General features: G+C 63.4%; 19 protein-coding genes. 11 read left to right on the forward strand and 8 right to left on the reverse strand.

What is annotated here, in order from left to right; translation table 11 throughout:
- Positions 1-25: 25 nt before the first annotated feature.
- The 6 genes from WDB66_RS12335 to WDB66_RS12360 form a co-directional block, all read right to left on the reverse strand.
- Complete coding sequence (locus WDB66_RS12335) at positions 26-343, reverse strand: MliC family protein (protein ID WP_339398893.1); 318 nt, start codon at positions 341-343, stop codon at positions 26-28.
- Positions 344-506: 163 nt separating this feature from the next.
- Entirely contained in the window at positions 507-1,037 is a 531-nt protein-coding gene (locus tag WDB66_RS12340; RefSeq protein WP_339398894.1) for a hypothetical protein, read from the reverse strand.
- A gap of 118 nt (positions 1,038-1,155) precedes the next feature.
- Positions 1,156-1,629, reverse strand: a complete 474-nt coding sequence (locus WDB66_RS12345; RefSeq protein ID WP_339398895.1) for a hypothetical protein — start codon at positions 1,627-1,629, stop codon at positions 1,156-1,158.
- Between the two features lie 307 nt (positions 1,630-1,936).
- A complete protein-coding gene (locus WDB66_RS12350; protein ID WP_339398896.1) occupies positions 1,937-2,338 on the reverse strand; it encodes a hypothetical protein in 402 nt (133 codons plus the stop codon).
- Positions 2,339-2,770: 432 nt separating this feature from the next.
- On the reverse strand, positions 2,771-3,064 hold the full coding sequence (locus WDB66_RS12355) for a HigA family addiction module antitoxin (RefSeq protein ID WP_339398897.1): 294 nt from the start codon (positions 3,062-3,064) through the stop codon (positions 2,771-2,773).
- A 93-nt stretch (positions 3,065-3,157) separates the two neighbouring features.
- Entirely contained in the window at positions 3,158-3,835 is a 678-nt protein-coding gene (locus tag WDB66_RS12360) for a DUF4097 family beta strand repeat-containing protein (protein ID WP_339398898.1), read from the reverse strand.
- 139 nt (positions 3,836-3,974) lie between these two features.
- Here WDB66_RS12360 and gpmI point away from each other — a divergent pair, with 139 nt between their 5' ends.
- Genes gpmI through WDB66_RS12375 form a run of 3 tightly spaced genes read left to right on the forward strand, consistent with a single transcriptional unit; the run spans position 3,975 to position 8,207 of the window.
- A complete protein-coding gene (gene gpmI, locus WDB66_RS12365) occupies positions 3,975-5,528 on the forward strand; it encodes a 2,3-bisphosphoglycerate-independent phosphoglycerate mutase (RefSeq protein ID WP_339398899.1) in 1,554 nt (517 codons plus the stop codon).
- On the forward strand, positions 5,525-6,706 hold the full coding sequence (locus tag WDB66_RS12370; protein WP_339398900.1) for a murein hydrolase activator EnvC family protein: 1,182 nt from the start codon (positions 5,525-5,527) through the stop codon (positions 6,704-6,706). Before gpmI ends, WDB66_RS12370 begins: the two co-directional genes overlap by 4 nt.
- A gap of 28 nt (positions 6,707-6,734) precedes the next feature.
- Entirely contained in the window at positions 6,735-8,207 is a 1,473-nt protein-coding gene (locus WDB66_RS12375; RefSeq protein WP_339398901.1) for a S41 family peptidase, read from the forward strand.
- Positions 8,208-8,367: 160 nt separating this feature from the next.
- Here the strand turns inward: WDB66_RS12375 and WDB66_RS12380 are convergent, their stop codons facing one another.
- Positions 8,368-10,908 carry an Ig-like domain-containing protein gene (locus tag WDB66_RS12380; protein ID WP_339398902.1) on the reverse strand — a complete coding sequence of 847 codons (2,541 nt, stop codon included), beginning with the start codon at positions 10,906-10,908 and terminating at the stop codon, positions 8,368-8,370.
- Positions 10,909-11,305: 397 nt separating this feature from the next.
- Between WDB66_RS12380 and WDB66_RS12385 the strand changes: the two genes are divergently transcribed.
- The 5 genes from WDB66_RS12385 (at position 11,306) to WDB66_RS12405 (ending at position 17,944) form a co-directional block, all read left to right on the forward strand.
- Entirely contained in the window at positions 11,306-13,624 is a 2,319-nt protein-coding gene (locus WDB66_RS12385; RefSeq protein WP_339398915.1) for a winged helix-turn-helix domain-containing protein, read from the forward strand.
- 209 nt (positions 13,625-13,833) lie between these two features.
- A complete protein-coding gene (locus WDB66_RS12390; RefSeq protein ID WP_339398903.1) occupies positions 13,834-15,681 on the forward strand; it encodes a hypothetical protein in 1,848 nt (615 codons plus the stop codon).
- Positions 15,682-15,824: 143 nt separating this feature from the next.
- Entirely contained in the window at positions 15,825-15,947 is a 123-nt protein-coding gene (locus tag WDB66_RS12395) for a hypothetical protein (RefSeq protein WP_339398904.1), read from the forward strand.
- A 164-nt stretch (positions 15,948-16,111) separates the two neighbouring features.
- Positions 16,112-16,882, forward strand: a complete 771-nt coding sequence (locus WDB66_RS12400) for a DUF6923 family protein (protein WP_339398905.1) — start codon at positions 16,112-16,114, stop codon at positions 16,880-16,882.
- Positions 16,883-16,996: 114 nt separating this feature from the next.
- Positions 16,997-17,944, forward strand: a complete 948-nt coding sequence (locus WDB66_RS12405; protein WP_339398906.1) for a glutathione S-transferase family protein — start codon at positions 16,997-16,999, stop codon at positions 17,942-17,944.
- 156 nt (positions 17,945-18,100) lie between these two features.
- Here WDB66_RS12405 and crcB read toward each other — a convergent pair whose 3' ends face one another.
- Positions 18,101-18,484: a fluoride efflux transporter CrcB gene (crcB, locus tag WDB66_RS12410; RefSeq protein WP_339398907.1), complete on the reverse strand. Its 384-nt coding sequence runs from the start codon at positions 18,482-18,484 to the stop codon at positions 18,101-18,103.
- Between the two features lie 103 nt (positions 18,485-18,587).
- Here crcB and WDB66_RS12415 point away from each other — a divergent pair, with 103 nt between their 5' ends.
- The 3 genes from WDB66_RS12415 (at position 18,588) to WDB66_RS12425 (ending at position 25,067) form a co-directional block, all read left to right on the forward strand.
- Positions 18,588-19,085 carry a hypothetical protein gene (locus tag WDB66_RS12415; protein WP_339398908.1) on the forward strand — a complete coding sequence of 166 codons (498 nt, stop codon included), beginning with the start codon at positions 18,588-18,590 and terminating at the stop codon, positions 19,083-19,085.
- Positions 19,086-19,766: 681 nt separating this feature from the next.
- A complete protein-coding gene (locus tag WDB66_RS12420) occupies positions 19,767-24,587 on the forward strand; it encodes a hypothetical protein (protein ID WP_339398909.1) in 4,821 nt (1,606 codons plus the stop codon).
- Positions 24,588-24,752: 165 nt separating this feature from the next.
- Positions 24,753-25,067, forward strand: a complete 315-nt coding sequence (locus WDB66_RS12425; RefSeq protein WP_339398910.1) for a hypothetical protein — start codon at positions 24,753-24,755, stop codon at positions 25,065-25,067.
- Positions 25,068-25,084: the final 17 nt, after the last annotated feature.

The raw sequence follows: 25,084 nt of genomic DNA on the forward strand, positions 1-25,084 counted from the left end.
AAAGGCAATGCACGCGCGATGTACTTCAGCGCTGCGCCGGACTGGCGTTGCACTCGATTGGCACCATGCGGCCGATCTCGATCGTCAACGCATCGCCCTTGCCACGGATCGTGTTGGGCCCGTTGCTGTAGATGAAGCCCGAGCCGCTGCGCTGTTGCGCAAGCTCGATGCCCTGGCCGCGGCGGCTCAGCACCGCACGCTCCTGGCCGAGGAAAAAGCGCACCGAAACGCTTTCACCGTTGGCGCAGCTGAAGTCCACATCATGGAAATCCGGCGTCGTCGGCACAGCGCTGCAAGCCCCAGCCAACAGAACGATCAGCCACGCGGCAAGAACAGGTTTCATGGCAGGAGCAAGAAGGGAAAGAAACAGCGGTTCCAATCGGCCCGGTGGATAATGCCGGGACCGCCGAAGACTGACCGGGAACCGCTCACCATCAGCGCGTTTTCGGGCGACCTCGATTGTGTGTGGGCGCAGTTTGCAGCGGCAACCGGACCGGACAGGCCGCTCAACGGCGCCACATCCCGGCCTCATGCATCAGGCGCAGCGTGTAATTGAGTTGCAGCGTCTGGTTGCCCGCGCAATCGACCTCGCCGGTGCTGCCATCCGCCGCCCGCACCGTCACCGAACCTTCGCCGCGCAGCCGGTCCACCACCGCGTAGCGCTGCCCGTCATGCACGAAACCGAGCGCTGCATCCCCATTGGCGTAGGTGTCGAACGTGAACAGCCCAGCCGGCGGCTGCTTCACCTCCGGATAAAGAAATACCACCGCACCCGCATCCGCCACACGATATTGCAGGTGCCCCACATCCCGCGACATCTCCCGCGACGAACAAATCGCAAACTCCCGCTGATCGAATCCACACGACCACAACGTCACCTCGTCATCCGCACATAGCGTGCTTGCCGGGTAATGCCCGGCGTAGTCCGACCACTTCGCTTCGCTGATTGCATCGGCTGGCCCGGATTCCTGTGACATCGCGGTGCAGGACATCACAACAAGTGCGAAAGACAGCAGGGGAGGGGTCAGGGGGTTCATTGCGTGAAGTGCCAAAGGGTGGTGGGGTGTGCGTACTGGGAAAAACAGTGGAAACGCTTTGAATACTGCGTTGCCCGGCAAGGGATCCGCATGCAATCAGCGACTTTACCTGAGCTCTTCACCAGCTTGCCCAAGCGGAGTGGAGCGGCCAAACCCATGCAAGCAGACGGCTTGAAAACAGGGCAATGGCCAGTGAGAGTACAAGTGGGCCGGCATATCCGAACGTGGGCTCGCGACGGCGGCGGGCGAGCATTGCGAATAACGCGCAACCGCAGGTGGCCAGAAGCGAAAACACTGCCAGGGCGATCACAATGTGCCCTTCGGAAAAGGTGGAATCTGGCCAGAAGCCGGGGGTCCGGGGTGGAGTAAAAAAGTTTGAAATGGCGCCGATGAAGGAGGGAATGCCTACTGCGCGAGACAGCACGCCGTCGGCTGCTTTTTCATCGGCAAAGACGAAAGAGACGGCCGCGATCATCAGACAAGCAAGTGCAAGCGTGCTGAATAGTCTCATGACGAGGCCTTGATATTCTTTATGCGCTTGACCCGGAGAGACGGCGCCGAAGCAAGCGAATAGCCTTGGTGCGTCCTTCATTGACCGGCAAATCCTCCAGACGGGCAATCTCCTGCTCAATGGCATGCCGTGCCCGAACTTCTGAAGTGTATGAGGCGAGATCTCTTTGCATGCGCTCGCGAGCGAGCTGATCGCGGAGCGCTGCCCACTCCCGGCTTTTGGACTTTGGCGGAACGGGAATCTTGTGGCCGAGATAGCTACAAGAGCGCCCACAGTTCGGGCACGGCACCTCTCCGTCAAATGCCGTGTTGCGCCTAACGGAAGTCTGGCAGTCAAAGCACACCCAGGCAGCAGTGCCCATGATTCAAATACCTGATGCCTGACGGGCCTACTGCCAGCCCTGCTCCTTCAGTGCTGCTAATGATGCGTCGTATTCTCTGACCTGAACCATGAGCGATCCATTGGTCGTAGTGCCATTAAGGCCCATGTATGTGTGCCCGCCGGTGTCTTTGAAGCGCACTACCTGTATGCCGTTATGAATCATGGGCGTCAGTTCGATCTCTCGCGTGGACCCGTCCGAGAGAGTGATGCTCTTGGTATAAGAGCCAACGAACTCCTCACCAAAAACAAAATTCTGCGCTATTTCATAGATGGACACGGCGAACGCCTGGCTTGAAAGGTCGGGCTGGGGCGTACCCGCAGCGACGGCGGGAGGCAGGTTTGCCGCAACAACTCCGCCGACAAACGCGATGGCGGCAATGGCAATGGCTTTCGAGGTACTGATGTTCATATGCACACTCCTTTTTGATGACACCGGAATCAAGCCGTACCACGAAACGGCGTCGGCTTGAGTGATCGTATGGACTTTTCCCATGTTGTCACAGGGCTTCGGTGAGCCAGACTGGAGGTGTTCGCCATCAGCACACGGGATCACGGGACAGTTCGACAGGCACGCTACCACCAAACCGGTACGGGTTGAATCATCTGCCGCCGTTTCGCTGGTGGTGGCCTGAGTCGCCTCCTTGCCGGACTGCTGGATCTGGCAAAAGTTCACCGTAAAGCCTGCTGCACGAATGCAGCGGCTCCTGTTCCCGGGAGTGAAGAAAAAACGTCAACAGGATGGAGAAATGCAGAACCCGATACGGTGAGGCTACCGTTTCACAGCATCATGCGATCAAGGGTTGGCCGGGGCAGCCATAAATGAGCAGCCATAAATGAACTGTCAGGCGGCAGCCAGATCGAGCTTGCGCATCCGGTCAAGGTCGACATGCTGGCGGGCGATCCAAAGATCATGAGCGTGCTGCATGGCGAGCCAGCTCTCCGGTGAGCGACCAATCGCTTTGGAAAGACGGAGCGCCATTTCAGGCGTGACTCGACTGGAACCTGTGAGAACCCGGCTGAGGGTAGAGGCCGCCACGTCCAGCTTTTCCGCCAACTCGCGGCCGCTGATGCCATTCGGCTCCAGATAGATGGCAGTAATGAACCCGCCAGGATGAGGTGGGTTGTGCATAGTCATCAGTGGTAGTCCTCCCGGCCCAGGACGTAAGCGTTCCTTTTCCAAAACCGACAACGCGAACCGGTACAAAGCCGGTCCGCGCCATGCGTGATATCAGCCTTCCACCGCATCCGCATGCTGCACTTTCGCTTCCGGCGAGATGCTCAGTTCCACTTCGCGTTCAAAGCGCAGGCGGCCTTCCACGGTGGCGCCGGCTTCGATGGTGACTTTGGGCTTGCGGCTGGCGCCGAAACCGAAGGAGAAGCCGCGCTTCTTGTGCATGATCAGGTCGCCGCGCACCACGCTGTCGCGGCCGATCAGGATGTCGCCGTTGACGCTTTCGATATCGCCGCCGACCTGACTGCCGTGCAGATTGATGCCGCCGTTGACGCCTTCCACATCGCCGTCGATGCGGGCACGGGTGAGGGTGATGATGCCGTTGACCACTTCGATATCGCCGCCGATATGCGTGCCGGCGCCGACATCGACGCGGCCGCTGACCGATTCCAGATCGCCTTTCACCACGACGTTTTCGCCGATCAGGATGCTGCCATTGACGGTTTCGGCCGAGACGATGCTGGCGTTTTCGGCCACGCGGATGCTGCCGTTGACGGTTTCCACTTCGCCGGCGCTGACGCCGGATTCGACTGAAATGGCGCCGTTGACGGTTTCCAGCGTGCCGTAGCGGGCGCCGGCTTCGGTCTGGATGGCGCCGTTGACGCGGCTGATGTTCTGCTGCGCCATGACCGCCGGGCAGGCCAGCAGGGCGGTGATGAGAATGAGGCTGCGCATGGTGTGTGCTCCTGTTCGGATGGGGATGGGCGCCGGCGGTGCGGGGCGGAAAATGGACAGCGGTTGCGCTGCGCCGCCACGGCGCGGTTGCCAGCATCCGTTATCATCCTCCTGCATTTTCACTGCCGGAAGTCATGCCGTGTCGCGACCCAAGCCCGTTCTGTTGCTGATCCTGGATGGCTGGGGCCAGCGCGATGATCCCACCGACAATGCCATCGCGCAGGCGCATCTGCCGCATTGGCGCGGGTTGCTGCGCAGTTGTCCGCATACGCTGATCCACACCTCCGGCTTGCGCGTCGGCCTGCCGGACGGGCAGATGGGCAATTCGGAAGTGGGGCATATGAACCTGGGCGCCGGGCGCGTGGTGTATCAGGATCTGACCCGCATCGATGCGGCGATCGCCGATGGCAGCTTCTTCGACAACGCCGAACTGGTAGCCGCCTGCCAGGGCGCGATTGCCAACAACGGCACCTTGCATCTGTTCGGCCTGCTGTCGCCGGGCGGGGTGCACAGCCACGAGGACCATATCTTCGCGATGCTGGAACTGGCGCGCCGCCAAGGCGTGCCGCACATCGCGGTGCATGCCTTCCTGGATGGCCGCGACACGCCGCCGCGTTCGGCCGCGTCCAGCATCGAGCGCCTGCTGGAACACTGCGCCAAAGTGCCGGGTGCGCATGTGGCCAGCGTCAGCGGGCGCTATTTCGCGATGGACCGCGACAACCGCTGGGAGCGGGTCGAAAAGGCGTATCTGGCGATTGCCGAGGCGCAGGCGTCGGCGCGTGCCACCGATGCGCGCAGTGCGCTGGAGGCGGCCTATGCGCGCGAGGAAAACGACGAGTTCGTGCAGCCCACGGTGATCGATGGCGCCCACCCGATGCGCGATGGCGATGCGGTGGTGTTCATGAATTTCCGCGCCGACCGCGCGCGCCAGCTCAGCGCCAGTTTCGTGCAGCCGGAGTTTTCCGGATTCGTGCGGCCGCGTGTGATCGCGCTGTCGCGTTTCGTCTGCCTGACCGAATACGACGCCACCTTGCCGGCGCCGCTCGCGTTCGCACCGGAAAACCTGGTCAACACCTTGCCCGAAGTGCTGGCCTCGCATGGTCTGAGCCAGCTGCGCATCGCCGAAACCGAGAAATACGCGCACGTCACCTTCTTCTTCAGCGGCGGGCGCGAAGCCCGCTGGCCGGGTGAAGAACGCATCCTGGTGCCGAGCCCGGACGTGCCCACCTACGATCTGAAGCCGGAAATGAGCGCGCCGGAAGTCACCGCCAAACTGGTCGATGCGATCGAACAGCAGCGCTACGACGTGATCATCTGCAACCTCGCCAACCCCGATATGGTCGGCCACACCGGCAGCCTGTCGGCCGCGATCCGCGCAGCAGAAGCGGTCGATGAAGCGCTGGGCGCGTTGACGGCGGCCATCCGCAAGGTCGGTGGCGAAATGCTGGTGACCGCCGACCACGGCAATCTGGAAATGATGCGCGATGCGGCCACCGGCCAGGCCCATACCGCACACACTACCGGCCCGGTGCCGCTGGTTTATCTCGGCCGCCCGGCCACGCTGCGCGACGATGGCGCGCTCAAGGATGTGGCACCCACGCTGCTGCACCTGCTGGGCATCGCGCAGCCGCAGGAAATGAGCGGCCACGCGCTGGTGCAGTTCCTGCCCGGCGACACCGCCACCACGGCGTGAAAGCTGCCGCTGGCTGCCGGTTTTACCTGCATCGCCTGCTGCCGGCGCTGGCGCTGCTGCTGGTGTTGGCGGGCACTGCGGCGGCGGCCGAGCCTTCTGCGCGCGAAGCTGAAACCCAGCGCAAACTGGCCGAAATCCGGCAGGAAATCGCCGCACTCACCGCGCTGCGCCAGCAACTGGATGGCGAACGCGACAGCGCCAGCCGCGCGGTGCGCGAGGCCGACCAGCTGGTGGATCAGGAAAGCCGCGCGCTGCGCCTGATCGATGACGAAGTCGCCGGTCAGCTGGCCACGCTGGCGCAGCTGCAAGCCCGGCGTGACAGCCTCGAAGCCGGTCTTGCCACGCAACGCGAATCGCTCGCCGCGCTGCTGCGTTCGGCCTACGCGCTGGGCCAACACCAGCAGCTCAAACTGTTGCTGGCGCAGGACCGGCTCGATGCGATGGCACGGGTGCAGGGCTATCAGCGCTACTTCCAGCAGCACCGCATCACGCGCATCGAAACCCTGCTGGAAGAACTGGACGAGCTGGCCCAGGTCGTGCGCCAGCTCGACCAATACCGCCAGCAACTGGACGCCAGCCGCGCGCAGCAGCAGCAACGCATCGCCGATCTGGAAAGCCAGCGCGAGGAACGCCGGGCGCTGGTGGCCGGACTGGAGCAGCGCCTGAGCGATACCGGCGAACGCCTCAGGGAACTGGGCCGCGATGAAGCCGCGCTGGCGCAGCTGCTCGAACGCCTGCAGGACATCTTCGCCGACATTCCGGATGAGCTGGATGCGGTGCAGCCGTTCGCCCAGCGTCGCGGCAAACTCGATCCACCGTTGCCGGGTCGTACCCTGACCGCGTTCGGCGGCAAGCTGCCGGATGGCCGCACCAGCCAGGGCTGGCTGATCGCAGCCGAGGCCGGTGCGCCGGTGCGCGCGGTGGCGCATGGGCGGGTGGCGTTTTCCGACTGGCTCAAGGGGTATGGCCTGATCGTCATCGTCGATCACGGCGACGGCTATATGAGCCTGTATGCCCAGAACGACAGCCTGCACCGCGATGTCGGCGACTGGATCAAGGCCGGCGATACCCTCGCCAGCGCCGGAAGTTCCGGCGGCCGACAACAGGCGGCGCTGTATTTCGAGCTGCGCCGCAACGGCCGGCCGGTGGACCCGCGCGGCTGGTTCGCACGCCGCTGAAGCCTTGGCGCCATGCGATAATCACAGCATGAATCGCCTGATCCCCTCCCGTTTTCACGTCGCGCTGGCACTGGTCTGCGCGCTGATATTCTCCGCACCGCTGGCCGCGCGCGAACCCGCCGCAACCCCGCCGGCGGACAGCAGCGGCGATTCCGGTCAGCCGGCTGAATCCGGCACCGCAGCGGATACGGAGGCAACTGCTGAGGAAACCGATGTCGCCGATGCGGCCGATGCCGAGGATGCCGAGGATGCCGAGGATGCCGTCAGCCTCGACGAAATCCGCCGCTTCGTCGCCGTGTTCCGCGCGGTCAAGCAAGGCTATGTCGATCCGATCGACGACGCCACGCTGATGCGCGCCGCGATCCGCGGCCTGCTGATCGATCTGGACCCGCACAGCGCCTATCTGGATGCCGAGCAATCCCGCGCCCTCAACGAAGCCGCCAGCGGCGCCTACGAAGGCCTGGGCCTGGAAGTCATCCAGCAGCCGGACCGCAGCCTGCTGGTGATCGCACCGATTGATGAAACCCCGGCCGCGCGCGCCGGCATCCTGCCCGGCGATGTCATCACCGCGATCGATGGCGAACCGATCACCGTGGATGGCGTGGATGCCGCGATCGATTCGATGCGCGGCGCCGCCGGCAGCCAGACCCGCCTGACGGTGGAACGCGAAGGCGCGGCGGAACCGCTGCTGTTCACCCTGACGCGGGAAATCATCCGCGTCGCCAGCGTGCGCGTGAAGACGCTGGAACCGGGTTATGTCTACGCCCGCATTTCCACCTTCCAGGCCGATACCGGGCTGGAACTGGACCGCAAGCTGCAGCAGGCGATGCAGCAGAACGAGGGCGAGGTGAAGGGGCTGGTGCTGGACCTGCGCAGCAATCCCGGCGGCCTGCTCAATGCCGCGGTCGAGGCGGCCGACCTGTTCCTGGATGACGGTTTGATCGTGTCCACCCGTGGCCGGTTGCCGCATTCGCGCAGCGAACTGGGTGCGCACAACGGTGATCTGCTGGAAGGCGCACCGATCGCGATCCTCGTGGACGGTGGCACCGCCAGCGCCGCCGAAGTGCTGGCCGGCGCACTGCGCGACCACAACCGCGCCCTGGTGCTGGGTTCGCCGACCTTCGGCAAGGGCTCGGTGCAGACCGTGCTGCCGCTGGACAACGGCGATTCGATCAAGCTCACCACCGCGCGTTACTACACCCCGAGCGGCACCTCGATCCAGGCCACCGGCATCATTCCGGACGTGCCGCTGGAAAGCCGCATCGACCAGATCGCCAGCGTCCCCGACCAGCCGCCGACGGTGCGCGAACGCGACCTTCCCGGCCACCTGCGCGGCGACAACGAAACGCCCGAAGCCGAAGCCGCCGTCGATAGCTCGATCCCGATCATCCCGCTGCAACGCCCGGAAGAACTCGACGACAGCGGCGTGCGCGAAGCCCTGAACATGCTCAAGGGCCTGTCCGTTTTCCGCGAACGCAGCGATACCCGCGCCTCCGACTGATACGCTCGCGCCGCATCGGGTGCTGGAGAAGATCTACGCATCCGCGACCGCCTCGGGCTGCACGTCCTGCCCCGGACCTGTCGGTGCGTGTGGAAGGCTGGAGCCGGTGAGCGCTGATGCGGGTGCCGGTCCAGCAGCACCCGCATCAGGCACTGCCTGACTACGGCGACTCGAAGCCGTCCGCGAAAACCCCGCCGCCACCCACGTTCACCTTCACAGTCGCCGGACTGAAGTGGCCGTGGCGGTCGGTGGCCCAGTACCGGAATTGATCGATTCCGGTGAACTCCGGGTCCGGCCGGTAGCCGATGCGGCCATCGGCGGTGGCCCAGGCCAGTCCGTACGTTGGCGGCACGAAGCCATCCAGTTCCAACGGATCGCCATCGGGATCGCTGTCGTTGGCCAGCACATCGATGATCACCTGGCCATTGCGCGCAACGATGACGGCATCATCAACGGCCAGCGGCGGCTGGCTGTCCAGATCAAGAACGCCACGCTGGAAGGCATTGCGCCACGCGCTGTGCTGGTAGCCCAGTTGCGTTTCCACGGCCGGGCCCAGACGCACCAGCAGGCCGTACTTGTGGACGATGCCTTCGGCACGGCTGGTGAAATACTGCGGCACGATGGCATAGGGTACGTTGTCGGCGGTGCGGTAGTAGCCGTCGTTGGAGACGTTGTAGATCATTTCCCGGGCCGGCACGCCGAGCCAATCGGTGCCGGCCGGTATCTGCTGGCTGCCGATGCTGTCGGTCTTGCTGCCGATGAATGGCAGCTCGACATGGCCGCCGGTACCCGGGTCGTTGTATTCCAGCATCTGTCCGTCGTTGAGCTCGATATCGAAGCGCTCCGGCACCAGGTCGGCGCTGGTCAGGACCTGGTCGACACTGGTATCCAGGTGCCGGTATTGCTCGGGCACGTTGTCGAAGTCGATATCGATGGTGACGTACTGCTTCTTCGTCACCGGATCGTTGGTGGTGAAATCCTTGCTCAGGATCACGCCCGTTGGCATGTCGGCGATGTGCGCACCACGCACCACCATGTCGGTGGCGTTCCTGCCGAACTCGATGCCGAACGCCGGCTGCCGGAACGGCTCGGGCGTGTTGCCGATGACGTCGATGTCCTCCAGCAGGTAGTGCGAGGTGTACTCCATCGCCGCCCCGGCCCGCACCTCCCAGGCGCGGAAGTCGGAAATATGGGTGTGGATACCGTGGCCCTGATTGGGATTGGCCTTGACCACGTAGATGCCGACCGTGCTGGCGAAGGCCTCGTTGTCGTGGAAGTTCAGGATCGGCGGATGGTCCGGCGACTCCGCACGTGAACGCCGCAGCCCATCGCCCATTGGGAACAGCGTGTGCGGGAACGAGCGCATGCGGGTGCCGCGGTGCAGGTAGGCATAGCCATGGTTGACGCTGGCGGCCACGTTGCCGACGTTGCGCACCATTCGCCCCTGGAACCAGAACCCGGCGCCGGTGCGGCCCATGTCGTGGCTGGCAACGTCGTTGCCGTTTTTCGGATTGAACGAGGAGTTGCCCTCGGCCTTGATCGCGATGTTGCGCGTCCACGAGCCGATCTCGTCACCGGTTTCGGCCACGAAGCCGGCGCCATGGGTGTCGAAACTGGCGTTGTCGTCGAAGATCGCGTTGCTGGCGTGATGCACGTAACCCCAGCCCGGGCTGTTGAACACCGCATTGCCGATCACCATCGACGGCTTGTCCGGCTCGTTCAGGCCGGTGAAGTGCAGGTGCATTGGATAGCGGGTGCGGATGTTGCTGGTCGGCGTCAGGCCCGGCAACTGGTCGGGATCGAAACTGGCGATGGATTTGTCGGTACGGCCCAGGTGCTGGAACTGCGCGTAGCGCACGTCGTAATCGGTATGGTGCATCAGCATCACGTGGCCACGCCGGTGGATCGGCGCGGTTTCACCACCTTCGGTTTCAAAGCGCACGTTGCGGCTGAAGTTGGCGACCGAGGCCTTCAGATCCAGTCGCGGTGTGCGGTGGTCGTGTTGCAGCGGCGGGGTGAAGCCGATGCTCGCGCCATCTAGCGATGTCACGGTCAGCACCTCATCCTGGGTACCGTGGTAGCGCACCGCCCCGATGGCGTTGTCCCACTTCCAGCCCGAATAGCGGGTGCCGGTCAGCACCAGAGTGTCGCCGACCTGCCAACCTTCCGGCGCCTGCGCCATCTGCAGGCTGGTCTGTCCGGCCAGCGGATCCACCGCCACCTTGCCGTGCACCGTCTTGCGCGCGCCGTGGATGTGCACGCGTCCGTGCGCTACCAGGCCACGGCCCAGCAGCTGTGGGTCCTGGACGATGTCGATATCGGTATCGGAAGTGAAGACGATACGTACCAGCACGTCCGGCTGTACCGGCGCTCCCACGGTACCAATCAACACTTCGCCGGCCATGCCGACTTCAAAGGTGTCCACGCGCATCGTGCTGGACTGGTCAGGATCGAAATGCAACTGCCCGTCCACCAGCAGGCCGCGCAAACCGGCGTTGCCGTGGCCGGCATAGACCACACTCCGACCCGCCGGGATATGTACCACCGCACCCTCGCCGGGTACTGCGGGCTGCCATGTTGCTGGATCGAACCACGGCCCGTCCGCCACCGCGACATGGGTGGCATCGGTTCCGTCGAACACGTGCATGGCGGCCGCCGGGCCGGCCAGCAGCAGGCACACCATGGCAATTACAGACTTCATATCGCTCGCCCTTCGCGCGGAAAAGCGAAGGATAGTCTGCACTTGCGGCCACCAGCGCCGACTGCGGCGTCATCAATATCATGATGGAATCAGGATTCGATCAGGGTTCGCTGATGACGTACTGATGCCGCAACCGGAACGGCCAGAAGCGCAGGATCAGGTGGCTGCCGCTTTCTGCGCCGGGCCCGTTGCCGGGGCGCGTCAGTGGCAAATGCCCACCATCGCCGTCATCGCTGCTGCACGCGGTGGTGCGACGGGAAGGTGGTTGTGACATTTCGTGACAGAATGTTGTCTCTTTTGCCGCAGTGAGGTGCCGGTGTCCGCTCCCCGATCCGATACCCATCTGGATTGCCGGGTTTGGCGAACCGGCCCATGGCTGCTGGACGCGGGCACGCGGGTGCTTTCCCGCAATGACGTCGAGATCGCGGTTCCGCCGAGGGCGATGTCCTGTCTGCTGCATCTGGTGGCCAACCACCACCGCGCCCTGTCCCGCGATGAGCTGATCAATGCGGTGTGGGGCCACATACACCTGAGCGACGGCGCGCTGGCGCAGACCATCTTCGAACTGCGCGGCATCTTGGGTGACGGCGGTCCGGACGGGCCGATCCGTTCGATCCGCGGCTTCGGTTATCGCTGGGTGGCGCCGGTGGAGCAGGTCGCCGCTTCAAGTGCCGCGTCGGTCGAGCCGCCGACAGTTGCGGCAGCGCCGATGGCGGCCACGGGTGTGGCCCGGCGGCTGCCATGGTGGTCATTCGCGTTGGTGGCGGTCGTTGTTGCGGTCGCCGCGTGGGTGCAGAGGCCGGTGGCGGTGCCAGAAACCGCAAACCCTGGGGCGTTCGCAACCGCTGTGCCGCCGCAGGCAATGCTGGTGCGGCCGGTGATCGCCGGCGATGAGCCGGACACGACCTGGATGCGGCTGGGACTCATGGATCTGGTGGCCAGCCGCTTGCGCGCTGCCGGCGCGACCACGGTGCCGGTCGAGACCGCGCTGGCACTGCAGGGAACCGCACTCCGGGACGGAAACGAGGCCGCGCTGAATGCGACCGGCGCCCAGGTGGTGAACGCCCGTATCAGCCAGGCCCAAGGCGTCTGGGTGGTGCATATCGACGCTCGCGGGCCCGGGCACGCATCCACCCGCGTGCTGGCCGAAGCCGACGATGCCCTCGCCGCCGCGCGCGAGGCTGCCGATCGACTGGCACTCGCGCTGGGACACGCACCGGCACCGGTACCGTCGGAAAGCGCTGCCGTGCTGGGCCTGCTGTTGGAGGTGGATGCCGCGTTGCTGGAACGCGACCTGGATCGCGTCGAGCACCTGATTGCCGGCGCCGACGCGGAACTGCGCGAACATCCGCGGCTGCGCATGGCCGAGGCGGCGGTGGCGTTCCATCGCGTCGATCTGGCGCAGGCGCGGGAACGCTTCGAGAGTGTGCTGGAAAGTCTGGACCCGGTGGGTGACCGGCGTCTCCGGGCGCGAGCGCGGACCAGCCTCGCCAGCGTCTACGCGATGATGGGCGAACCGGCGCGCACCCAAGCGCTGCTTGAGGAACTAGCGCTGCAACTGGATGCCGCCACCGATGCCGATCTGCTCGGCGTGGTGCAGATGAATCTGGGGTTGCTGGCACAAGAGCGCGGCGAGCTGGCCGCAGCCGACCTGCATCTGGTCCGCGCCCGGCACCTGTTGATCGGAGTAGGCGATCTGCAGCGCCAATCGGTGTTGGCCAGCAATCTGGGCGTACATGCACTTCGCAGCGAACGCCTGATGGAGGCCGGCAGCGAACTGGAACGGGCGCTGGCCGGCTTCACCGCGCTGGGCGATGCGTCCGGCATCGTGCACGTGTTGGCGGCGCAGCTGGAGTTGCACCTGGCCAGCCTCGATCTGCCGGCCGCCGACAAGGTCGCTGCCCGCCTGCAGCGCGGGCACGTGGGCAGTCCACTCGCGCGCGCCTATGCACAGATTGTCGAAGCGATGTGGCTGCTGGAACACGGCCGCGTGCAGCAGGCGACGACGACGCTGGCATCATTGCAGGAGGGTCTTGCCGGCCAATCCGGGCTGGCTGCCTACCAGGCCGTGCATGAGCTGTTGAAGACCCGCTTGCTGGTGGCGCAAAGCGCACCGTCGAACGCACGCCTGCACCAGGCCGCCCTCGCGCGTGAGCGTCTGGCGGCGCATCGCAACCTGCGCCACTTCCACGCCGAAGCGTGGCAGCTGCAGGTGCAGGCCAGCCTCGATGGCGGAGACCTGGAAGCTGCCCGACGCGAGGCCCGGGCGCTCCGGCAGTGGTCGCAGGAGATTACGTTGCGGGCCGTCCGCCTGCACGCCTTGGCGGCCGACATGGCCGTGTCCCGGGCCGAAGGTGACCAGTCCGCCGCCCTGATGCAGGTGGACCAGTCATGGGCGCTGCTCGACGATGGCGCCAGTCCCCGGCATTGGCTGCAGTTCGCCGAGATGGCGCTGCCCTGGCTTGCCGACATCGAAGGACAGCAGCCGCGCCTGCTGCAACTGATGCAGCGTCTGGCGCCATCCGCCAGCCATCATTTCGGCGCCGCCCGCGCGCGCATCCGCCTTCTTTATGTGCTGGAACCGCAAGCCGCGCGCTCTGCGGCCCTCCACCACCTTCGGCGGCTGGCGGGTGAGCGCGCCCTTCCGCTCGAAGTGGACACCCTCGCGCAGCGCGGCGATTTGCCTGTGACGAAGGCGGCAGAAGCCACGTTCTGATCGATTCCTGATCCAGAAACGATCCCGCGTTGAAGCATCAACGGCGACCGCGCATCACTCTCGGCACGGGATGCGGGGACGCCGAACCACCCAGGCTGAGGGTTCTCCCCGTCCGGCCACTGCCGCCAGGCGATGGCTGTTCATAGCCGCCGCGGCTGCGCTCCCGAGTTTCGAGCGGGCGTGACGCGTCGACAAGGGAGATCCGTTCCATGGGCACATCGCACCATCCATCGTGGCCGCAGCTGACCAGTCTGCAGCGGCTGGGCGTCGTTCTGGCGCTGCTTGCCGTTTCCGGCATTTCCATGGCGGGCGGCGGCTTGTCCGTGGCCGATTTCAACCTGCCGCAGCAGGACGAGGCGGGCTGGTCGATCCTGACGCCCTCGGCCGACAGCCGTCTGGTCTATGTCGATGCCAATGCTGGAAGTGACAGCAACGGCCAGTTCCATTTGCTCGCAGACGCAGTCATCGGTGCCGATCCAACGCAACCGGTGGGGGCGGTGCTGGCGTTCCGTACACTGGCGGCGGCGCAAGCACAGCTGCGCCAGGATTCACCCGACTGGCTGCTGCTGCGCGCTGGAGGTGTCTGGGAAGAATCACTGCCGATACGGCGCGGGCGCTCGGCCACCGAACGCATGGTCGCCACCGCCTGGGGTGAAGGACCGCGCCCGGAACTGCGCACCGGCGTCGAACGCGGCATCGCCTCGTCCCATCCGGTGAATGTGGCCGTGGTCGGCATCCGCTTTTGGGCCCATACCCGTGATACCGACGGGCCCTACTTCACCGGTTACGAGGGCGGCAGCGGCATGAGCTTTTCCACCTGGCAGGCGCCCAGTCTGAACCAGGTGCGCGACGTGCTGATCGAGGACTGCGTGTTCCGCACCTATGCCAACAACGTGTTCACCGGTGATGCACCGAACGAGCCAATCACCCGGCTGGCGGTCCGACGCAGCATCATTTCCGGCAATTACAAAACCACGGGCATGGGGCATTCGCAGGGCATCTACCACAGCGGCAAGGGGCATGGCGACGGTGTGGCGACCATCCTGCTGCAGGAGAACCTGTTCGACCACAACGGCTGGCGCATCCAGTCGATCAACGGCAACAACGATGCCGAAGGCGGCCAGGCGACCATCTTCAACCACAACACCTATTTCAGCTCGGCCAGCAACGTGCTGTTCCAGCGAAACTTGTTCCTGCGCCCCTCATCCATAAGCAACAAATGGACCGCCTACCTGACTGCCGAGCACTATGACAGCCGGCGACTGGTCACTGACAACAACCTATATGTCGACGGCGAGATCGGGATCAGCCTGGGTGGCAACTATCCACCCGGTGGTGCGCTGCGCTTCGATGACATTGCCATCCACAACAACGTGTTCACCGACATCGGCCGCTCACGGCCGACCAACCGCTCCCTGTCCTGGAGCGTGGAGGCGATCGACTGGAAGTACGGCAGCATCCGCAGCAATCTGTTCATTCACCAGCGCGCGCCGATAACCAACAGCTATGCGCTCCAGGTCACCGCACCCTCGCAGGGAGAGACGGTCCTGGTCGAGAACAACGTCATCGCCAACTTCCACAGCAGCACGTACGGCGGGCTGGTGCGGCTGCAGGACGGGGGCAACTTTGATCAGGTCCTGTTCCACAACAATACCGTGCAGGCCTCCTCGGAAAGCCCGCTGGTCTCGCTGGACCCGGGCGGTTACCTGTTTACCGGCAACAACCGCTACCACTCACCCGCCGCAGGCAACCGGCATTTCCGTGTCGACGGCACGTACATGGGCGTGGCCGAGTGGGCTGCGTTGACCGGTGACAGCGGCGCCAGCACCGATCCCGTCACGTTTCCGGCACCCGAGCGGGATCTGGAAACGTATATCGAACACCTCGGGCTCGGTTCGGGCTTCGATGACTTCCTGACTGCGGTGTACGGCCAGTCACGCGGCAACTGGAACCCTGCGCTGGGCGCCGCTGCGATCAACGACTGGCTGCGCGGTGGTTTCGGCATGCCGGCGGTGGGCCACGGCAACCGCATCTTCGGCGATGGGTTTGAGCCGTAGATCAAACACGCTGGGTGGGCTGCGTCCCGGGAGGGACGCCGGCTTGAATGAACGAGCGAACTTTCCCGGCGTGCCACAGGACTTCGATGAGGCAGGGTGAAGGTGGTCGCCATCAGGGCTCGGAATCACGGCAGAAGTCCGCCATGCAAGCTATTACCAAAGCTGTTCGCAATGAATCGAGCAAGACCGTCACGCCGGCAGGAGCCCTGGCCAAGGCCAGTACGCGCCGCATCCGCCGCAAGCTTGCGAACACCCTCCCTGCGTGACACGGACCACGCGGCCAGGATGGCCGTGTCCGGTTTGCGCGCCGCTTCCTGTACATCACCACTCACGCCCGTCCCTGGCTCTGCTGGACTGCGACGCGCTGGCCAACAGCGCCGGTGCCGAACCGCCCGGTTACGCTTGGCAGTGCGGTTCGCAAGAAATCCCGATGGCCCCGATCCCGTGGCTGACGACGCCTGTTGCGGCGGGTAATCTGGCCTTTGCCTACAACATGGGAGAATTTTCTGGTACGCAACAGGGACTGCATGCGTACCTGGTCGGCGATCTGGGTACTGCAACGCTGCTGGGCAATCCCAGTACATCTTTGTTTTTCGCGATGGATTTCGACCCCGCCGGCACCACGCTGTACGCCATCCGCGAAACCACCCCGCGTCAACTCGGCACCCTGGACACCAGTGATGGTAGCTTCACCCAGATCGCGGAACTGGGGGGCACCGGCAACGAACAGGTGACCGGCCTGGCGATCGATCCGATCAGCGGCGTCGCCTACCTTTCGAACGCGCATGGCAACAAAGGAACCCTTTACACGCTGGATCTTGCCACTGGAGAGGCCAGCCCGATCGGAGATTTCGGAGTTCATCTAATGACCGATATCGCGATGAACTGCCGAGGCGAACTCTACGGCCACAGCATCGATGAGGACGCGTTGTATTCGATTGATCCTGCTACCGGCGTGGCAACGTTGATCGGCGATTCCGGCCTCAATGCCAACTTCGCCCAGGGCATGGACTTCAACAACGCGGACGGCAAGCTGTATGCGGCCGTTTACTTCGGCGGCGGCAACTATGTCTACGGCACCTTCAACCTTCAGACCGGTGAACTGGATCCGCTCGGCAGCAACGATCTGAGGGGTGAGTGGGAGATCGCGATTCCTGCCACTTGCAGTCAGATCTTCGAAAACGGTTTCGAATCGCCCTGATGCAGCTGACGGCTCCATGTCCGGCCCGGACATGGAGCCGCTCGCCAAGCCTGCGTTACCCTGCCGTTTCACGGAATGACGTTCACGGAATGACGCAAGACGCGGGAGGCGGGTATGGGGCGCTTGATCGATGGACAGTGGCACGACCAGTGGTACGACACCTCCGGTGACGGCCAATTCAAGCGCGAGGAAGCACGCTTCCGTGACTGGCTCAGCGCCGACGGCAGCCCCGGCCCGGATGGTCAGCACGGGCATCGTGCCGAAGCGGGCCGTTACCGTCTTTATGTGAGCTACGCCTGCCCCTGGGCGCACCGCACCCTGATCGTGCGGGCGCTCAAAGGGCTGGAGGAGTTGCTGCCGGTGTCGGTGGTGCATTGGCGCATGCTTGAACATGGCTGGACCTTCGAGGAAGGCCCCGGCGTCACGCCCGAACCGGTGATGGGCGCCCGTTTCCTGCATCAGCTCTACACCCGCGCCCAGCCCGGCATGAGCGGTCGGGTCACGGTGCCGCTGCTGTGGGATCAGCGCGGGGGCCGCATCATCAGCAATGAATCCTCCGAGCTGATCCGGATGTTCAACACCGCCTTCGACGATCTTGGCGCGCACCCGGGCGATTTCTACCCGGCCGCGCTGCGCGGACAGATCGATGCGATCAACGAACGGGTCTACGAGCACGTCAACAACGGCGTCTACCGTGCCGGTTTCGCCACCACCCAGGCCGCTTACGAGGAAGCGGTGCGACCGCTGTTCCAGACCCTGGACTGGCTGGAGGAAAAACTCGCCGCCGCCGACTGGCTGATCGGCGACCGGCTTACCGAAGCCGACATCCGCCTGTTCACCACGCTGGTGCGTTTCGATGCCGTCTACCACGGCCACTTCAAATGCAATCTGCGCCGCATCGCCGATTACCCGGCGCTGCACGCCTTCACCGCGCGCATGATGGCGCTGCCCGGCATCCGCGACACCGTCCATATGGATCACATCAAACGCCACTATTACGAAAGCCACCGCACCATCAACCCCACCGGCATCGTGCCGCTGGGGCCGGTGGAGGTGTATTGAGGGCTGGGTGCGCATGCCGGTCTGGGTGTCGTGCGCGTGCCGCAAACCGATGCTATCAGTCAGCCCAGCCCGCCCATTTGATGCGCATGTACTCGTCCAAGCCATGGCGCACGCCTACGGGCCCTGGCAAAGCGGCGCATGCAGCCACGGACCGCCTCAGCGGGGAAGCATGGAGACGAGCTTGAAGCCCAGCCAGACGGCCGTGAGGCCGAAGACCACGCTGCCGCCGGCGTACAGCGCGGCGGTCACCAGGTCGCCGCGCCGGATCAGCTGCATCGCTTCCAGGCCGAACGCGGAAAACGTGGTGAACCCGCCCAGCAGGCCGGTGAACAGGAACAGACGCGCGTCCGGACCGAACAGCTCGTAGCGCTCGGTGGCCCCGGCCATCAGACCCACCACCAGGCAGCCGAGGACGTTGACCGTGAACGTGCCGAGCGGAAAGTGCTGCTGCACGGTCATGTGCAGGACCAGGCCGCCCAGCGTGTAGCGGGCGATCGAACCGAGGAAGCCACCCAGGCCGACGAGCAGGAGGTTGTGCATGGGGATTACGAGACCTGACGGGCAAGCCCGTCGCTGGATGTCGTTGAGAAGTATGGATCCCGGGTCGACGATCCTCAACGGCGCGCACCATTGGAACCGCGCCGTGCCCGGGCAAAGCCAGACTCGAATTTACATCAGGGCATGGAAGAGCCGCGATGCCAGTGGCCGCTGGACCAAGCAGGAGTTTGATGCGCGCGGGTTTGCCACCAAGACCTGCGCCTCCACCGCAGCGGACACCACACCCACCTGCGGCAGCACCTTCTACACCGCTGTGGAACAGGTGGATGCGCGCGGTGCCGTGACGCTGGAGCGGCGCGGCTCCAGCGCGGGGCCCACCATCAGCCGCAGCTGCAACGCGCTCAACGGGCAACTGGTCGGCGTGTGCACCGGCACCGGCTGTACGGTGCAGAACGCGCTCTACGACTACGACAACAAGGGCCAGATCACCTACCGCGAGCAGGCCGGGCGCTATGCCGAGCGCTTCCAGTACGACGACGCCGACCGCCTGACCCTGGGCTGGTTCGAATCCCTGGGCGGCACGTATTGCGGCACCAGCGCGCCGTCTTTTCAAAGCGGAGGCCAGCCGCACACAAGCCCTTAGTCAGGCTCGAGCTCTTCAGTTCTGCACGTCAGGAAAAACGGTCACATTTTGGCCACAAGACATCATCCTCAGGTTGTTCTTGCTGCGAATAAGTGCTGAAAAGTCTTGGAAAATCAATGGGATGTGATGGCGCGCCTGGAGGGATTCGAACCTGGCTTCGGAAGCTACCACTCAATAGCTACATAGAGTGATTTCAATCGTTCTTATCCACACAAATCAAACCATAAGCTATTGATTATAAGAACTAATAAATAGACGTAATGTACCTTTGAGGTTGGCCAGACGACGCTCTGTGTCTATTGACATCGCGTAATGATCTGGATTTTCATGGCACAGACCTGACCCCAATGGTGAGTAATGGCTCATGTGACAGCTGATGCATCCGACTCGTCGGAGGAGTGCCAGATCAGTCTGGCCGGGATGCCCCAGACCATGGGGATCCCGATCGCGATTCGGGGCTGGCACGGCCCTCTCTGTCACGCACTCAGGGACATCCTGTCGAGCCCCCCGGCAGAGGCGCACCTGTTCAGGCGGGTGCTTAGTCACGCCGCTCGATACGGCAATGACTTGGCTCGCGATGCAAGCTCCGAGCCCATAGGCAAAAATCGAAGGCCTGCTGAGTTTCCGCTTGCCTCGCTCCTGCTGGCCATGCCCGCTCGGCCATCCGCGCTGGAGCGAACCTTGGCGTGGCTCATCCTGGAAGCGCACCTGTCCTTCGGGTATGGGGAACTCGTTGTGGCCTTGGCCCAGATTCTCCGCGGCTTGGTTGGCAAAGGAACCTCCAAGCTCAAGGACACCATTGCCAGATGCAACGGGCCAACGCGACTGATCGCAAAGATGGGGCGGCTGGAAGCGATGGCTCCGGAGCTCGGCATTACCGGACACCAGACATTTGACTCCCTCTGGCGCTGCGAACTTGAAGCCTTCTGCGTAGCGCTGGTTCGGCAGCTCGAGCCGGATCCTGCAGAGGCTGATTATGTCGTCGGGGTGCCAATCGATCAGCCTAGCGCTCTGACGGAAAATCCGACGGAGCAGCAAGGCGACGACCCGGAAGAAGGTGTGCATTTTCCATCATCGCCCGTACAACCCTGGCAGAAGATTCGTGGGCCCAGGATGAGGCATGCTCTGGACTGGTCCGTGCACATGAGTCGACAGAGCTCGCCGGATCTGCTGAGGCCCAAGGAAAACGTCATGCCCGCAGATCTTCGACGGCGCGAGTGGCAAATCGCCTTGGCCCGTACCGAGAGCGCCCTCGCGCAATGCGACCTGTTTGCAGCGCAGTACGAGCTTGCGGCGGTGCTTTCGATAGAGTGCGGATTGAATGCCCGCGAAGCCTCCAGCGTCGGCTTCGGATCGAGCACCGCCGGTCAGATCCCGGTGATAGATCTTGCGGCACGCGCCTTGCGACGCCCTGAGCTGCTTCCGCCCAACTACTTCATTCCAGATGCAAACGATGATCGATGGCTGCCTACGGGAGGGGACGTCATTTTTCCGTTGTCCTCGAACTGCACTTCGCTCGCCATGCAGCTGCTTGAGGCACGCGAAGCGCAGCCGGAATCCTGGTCAAACCACCTCCTGCTGACAGGGTCGATCGACAAGGCGAAGCTTCGTGCCGCAACCAGATCCCAGTATCGCCTGTCCCTCGCGATAGGCATTGCCGACGTCCTTGGGCCAGATGCCGCCCAACGGGCTTTTGGTGACTCGTTCGGATTGTCCACCGCGCCAGTCTTCTATGGGTCGTACCCTGCGCTGGAACTGGCACGCACGATTGCCACGGTGAATGATTTCACTGACGACGTGAGGTCCGATGCCCCGTGGGAATCGGTCGCTGCACATTGGCTGGGCTCAAGGGTCAGACCGGCAATGCCTCCGTATCAGAAGGTTTGGGTGCAACTGCAGGGTGACGGCAAGCGCTCCAGGGGCCGTCCATCGGACCGCAAAGTACTCCAGGAGTGGCGCCAGCGACGAGATCGCCTAGCGATCCACTTCCTCCTGGCGACGGGGTGCCGGCCAGCGAATAGCTTGGCGAGCATGGTCATTCAGGACTTCCTGCCAAAGGATGCCCTTGCACTCGTAACTGACAAGGTAACGGACCCCGCACACACCACGCGTCTTGTTTGCACGGGATGGCGCTTCACAGGGGAGCTCGAAAGCTTCATCAATGAACTGTCGCGCGTTGCTCGCAACAGCGAAATCGTTGAGGCGAAGAATCTCGCATCCAAGATCCTTTCGGGCGCGGCACCCTTGTTCTCCATTCCAACAGAGAGGGAGCCGGAGCCGATCAACATCCGGAACTTGCTGAGCCTTCTCGATCCGTTATGGGCACATCGCCCCAACCTCCATCGGCACGGGCTATATCAGTTCCTGATCCAGCGAGGTGTTGATCCCGAGCTCCGGTATTTCCAGATGGGATGGCTATCGCACGACCACCATGCCACTTCCGATTCCGCACCATTTCCTCCGGGGCAACTGGGCCGGGAGCTGGCCGGCGTTGTCGATGACTGGCTTGCACAGTGCGGATGGTCGGGCGGTAGAAGGGCCACTGCTCCGGACACACTGGTTCCTCGGGTATGCCTGCAGGACTGGATGGTCAGGCGTAAATCGCATGCCATCACTGCCGATGCGGCGTTCGCCGCGCTGAGGGCCGAGCTCAACGAGATCGGGGGCGCTCTTGATGGCGAGGTGTGGGAACGGATCCGGGTGGATGCCGAGCAAGTACTGTCGAGCTTCGATGCTACGGGCTCGAGCAGTTGCCCATCCTTTCAGCCACGCAGCGATGCGTCTTCCCGCGCGGACGAACCGAAGACGATCAGCCAACTACAAGTGGAAGCCATTTTGGCGTCATTCGCCACAGCTACAACCAGCGCTGCGGAACGCTACGTCGCCACCAAGCTGCTCCACAAGGCCTTGCTGAACACGGCGAAGGCGCATTCCGTGCGGGTGTATCTTCCGGAGGTACCGGTCCTGTCGCGGTACCGAATTCCCAGCCCATTCCTTCCAGGTGTGGGTCTTGCGGTCGCACAAGTTGACGCATTCAAGGAAGCGATAGCGGCGCATGTAGCCGAGCTGATTGATATCAGTGGGCCAAAAGCCGCAGCGGATCTGGCTGCAGCCGCTGTCTGGTCCATCGTGCTGCAAACTTCGTACTGTGATCTGGACGATGTGGTTGGGCTACTTCGAGGTATCACGAGAAGCCAGCACTCGAATGCCGAACCATGGTTGCTGCGCGTTCCCTTCAGGAATGGTCATGTGGTTCTCACAGGTGACCTGGCAGTGTTGGCACGCCGTCTGGTGAGGGTTGAGGGTTGGAGCGACGTGCTGGAAGCGCATGCGAGGAATGGCTTCTCTTCGCTGGGAAGCTTTGTCAGGAAGCTGGTGCCGGACCTATGCGACCCGAGGGATGCGGCTGCGAAAATAGCCTGCAAGATGGTCGAGACAGCGCGCGTGGCGGGCGTGATCACGTTGAATGGTGCCGAGCGCCTGATTCTCAACAAAATCGTTGATCCGGTTTCAACATTGGCAGATCGAGCGGTTGCGGTTGCTGATAGCCGTACAGTCCACGGTGGCAGGGATGCTCGGCATGCGCCCAGCAAGCTGAACAACGAATGCCCACACACCGGAAGAAATCCACCGCATGTACCAGTGAGGGACATTTCCAGAGTCTTGAATGCCCTCAATCCCGACTATGGTGGTGAGATCATGGGCCGCCCCGCTGAACCAGTCGCGAGGCGTCACCGCCAGGTGAAGCTGGTACTGGAGGATGCGCTCTCCAAAGTCGGTGCCACCCCCACCGTCAGCCGCTTGGTTCTGGAATACGCGTGGCACCTGCTTGAACGAGGTGGACCGCGTAGCAGCGGCGGCCAGGCGATAAGCACGATCTACAAGACAACCCACCAACTTCTATCCGTACTTCGACACATCGATGCCGACGAAAACCTTGAGGATCTGGCTTCTGAAGAGCTGACAGCTATTTGCCGTCTGGCTTGCGAGACATCAAGACGGCGCAGCAGTCGTGAAGTGCTTGGAGCGCTTGGCAGGTTCTTCCGCCATATCGCTCGCCGGTATCGGGTTACAAATCCTGATTGGGACATCCTCTATCGAACATTCGGCGTAGCCGTCCCAGGAGGAGATCCTGCATTGGTGGGCGATCTTGAGGCGGACAGGGTTATCGCGCAGCTCTACAGCAACCTGTTGCTGCTGGATGCCGTCGATACGGACCCTTCCGAGAAGCGCTACCGGGAGCTCTGCCTTGCTGCAGCCCTGATAGCGGAGGCATCCGGTGCCAGGCCCAGATCAATTCATGGCTTGACGTTCGGTGACGTCGTACTTGGCAGTGAATGCGACTACATACATCTCAGGGCGCGCGGCCGCTTTGCGTCAATCAAAACCCGAACGGCTGCGGGCTTCATCCCGCTGGAAGGCGACATCTGGGCCAAGTACGCTCCATGGTTCGCCAATTGGCTCAATGACGCTTGCGCGACACTCTCCCCGGAGCTGCTTGACGCCATTCCAATCTTCCAGATTCCTGGTGAGGCACTTGGCGTGCGTTACGAGAAAAAAAGAGTGTTCGAACCCATCGGTTCGTTGATTCGCTGGAGTACACAACAACCAAGGGGCCGAACCTACTGGATGCGCAAGCGAAGGGTGCGGGCCAGACACCTTGCCGTCCAATCCAAGGCGGGGGCCCGAGCCCGCGACATGGCCCGGGCGATGCGGCTGGATGGTCATGCCCTGATCCTGACGCCCGTGGCGAGGTACCTGAGCGAACCAACGGCGTACTCGACTCTCGATGTCGGCACACATGTGATCGCATCCCGTGCCGGCGCGGCCGCCATTACTGGTTTGCCTGTCAGGCAAGTTGATCGAGCTGGACCCGCCAATGGCATCGAAACGCGAAGACGCACTGCAAAGCTGCTGCGGCTCGGCCCATCGCGCGTAGAGGACATGGAGCTCCCAGACGCACCAGAGCTTCCTCGTTACCGATCGGATCTGACTTGGGCCAGCTTGGATCGAATTCTGCGGGACTTGGCCAATGGCAACGATGAAAGCTGGGTTGCTTCCCGGCACTCGGCGCAAAAGCAGCAGATCGAGTCGATCTGTCGCGCAAAGCAGGCGCTTGAGGCGAGGCTGGGAGTCCGGATTGGGACGGACAAGGGTGGTCTCGGTCCACCTCGCCGTTCCGGGCAGTCATCTGGATGGTTCGATCTGCTCGATCGTGAAGATGCCCGTCTGATCCCGATTGCAGACGATTGGGTCGCGGTCGCGGGTGGCGGCCAGCTGGATCAGGGCTGTCGACTCTACGGCAGCCAGGCAGTTGGTGGATTGGCGGAATTGGCCCGGGAACTCGGACTGGAATTGGCACGCAGTGAGTTGGTCGGCGGCCATGGGGTTTCCCTGATCCGAGTTGTCGGAAGAAGTGGATCGGTATATGGCGCGTGGCCGGTGCTCCGGTGGGTTCTGGCGGTGGTGTGGATCAGCCAGCACCGCGCGATGAAGCCCTGATCTGTGCCATCTACAGTGCGATGTCCTCGACGACGAGGCGGCCAACCCGGGAATGGTGACTGCAAACGGAGCCTTTTCCTTGGATCAGCACCGACGAAGTCATAGTACATAGATCTCCGGCCAGTGGATGATCGGCAGTCGCCGGCTCTGGCTCTGGAGACGAGTATGGCGAGGAAGAAGGTAGAGTTTTGCGGAAGTAATTTCGTTAACGTCGCGAGGTTGATGGTCAGGTCCGATCGACTTCGCTTTGACGACATGGGGCGCTTGGTTGAAGACCCGCAGTTACTGTCGTCCTTCAACTTTCTGGTGGATGCAGTCAGGGAAGCGTCCAAGGAGGAGCTTAGATTCGGCGATATCTGCGCCGTCGAGAGTGCATACATCGTTGACATCTATTGTGTTACTGGACTTACCGAGAAGGGTGGCGGATTCAACCGCGAAGTGCAACGCGTGAGTGGTGAAAGAATACCTCGAAAGGGGTGAGGAAGCGGTGGCGTTTC

The sequence above is a fragment of the Denitratimonas organivorans genome (genome assembly GCF_037478135.1).
Taxonomy (GTDB): Bacteria; Pseudomonadota; Gammaproteobacteria; order Xanthomonadales; family Xanthomonadaceae; genus Denitratimonas.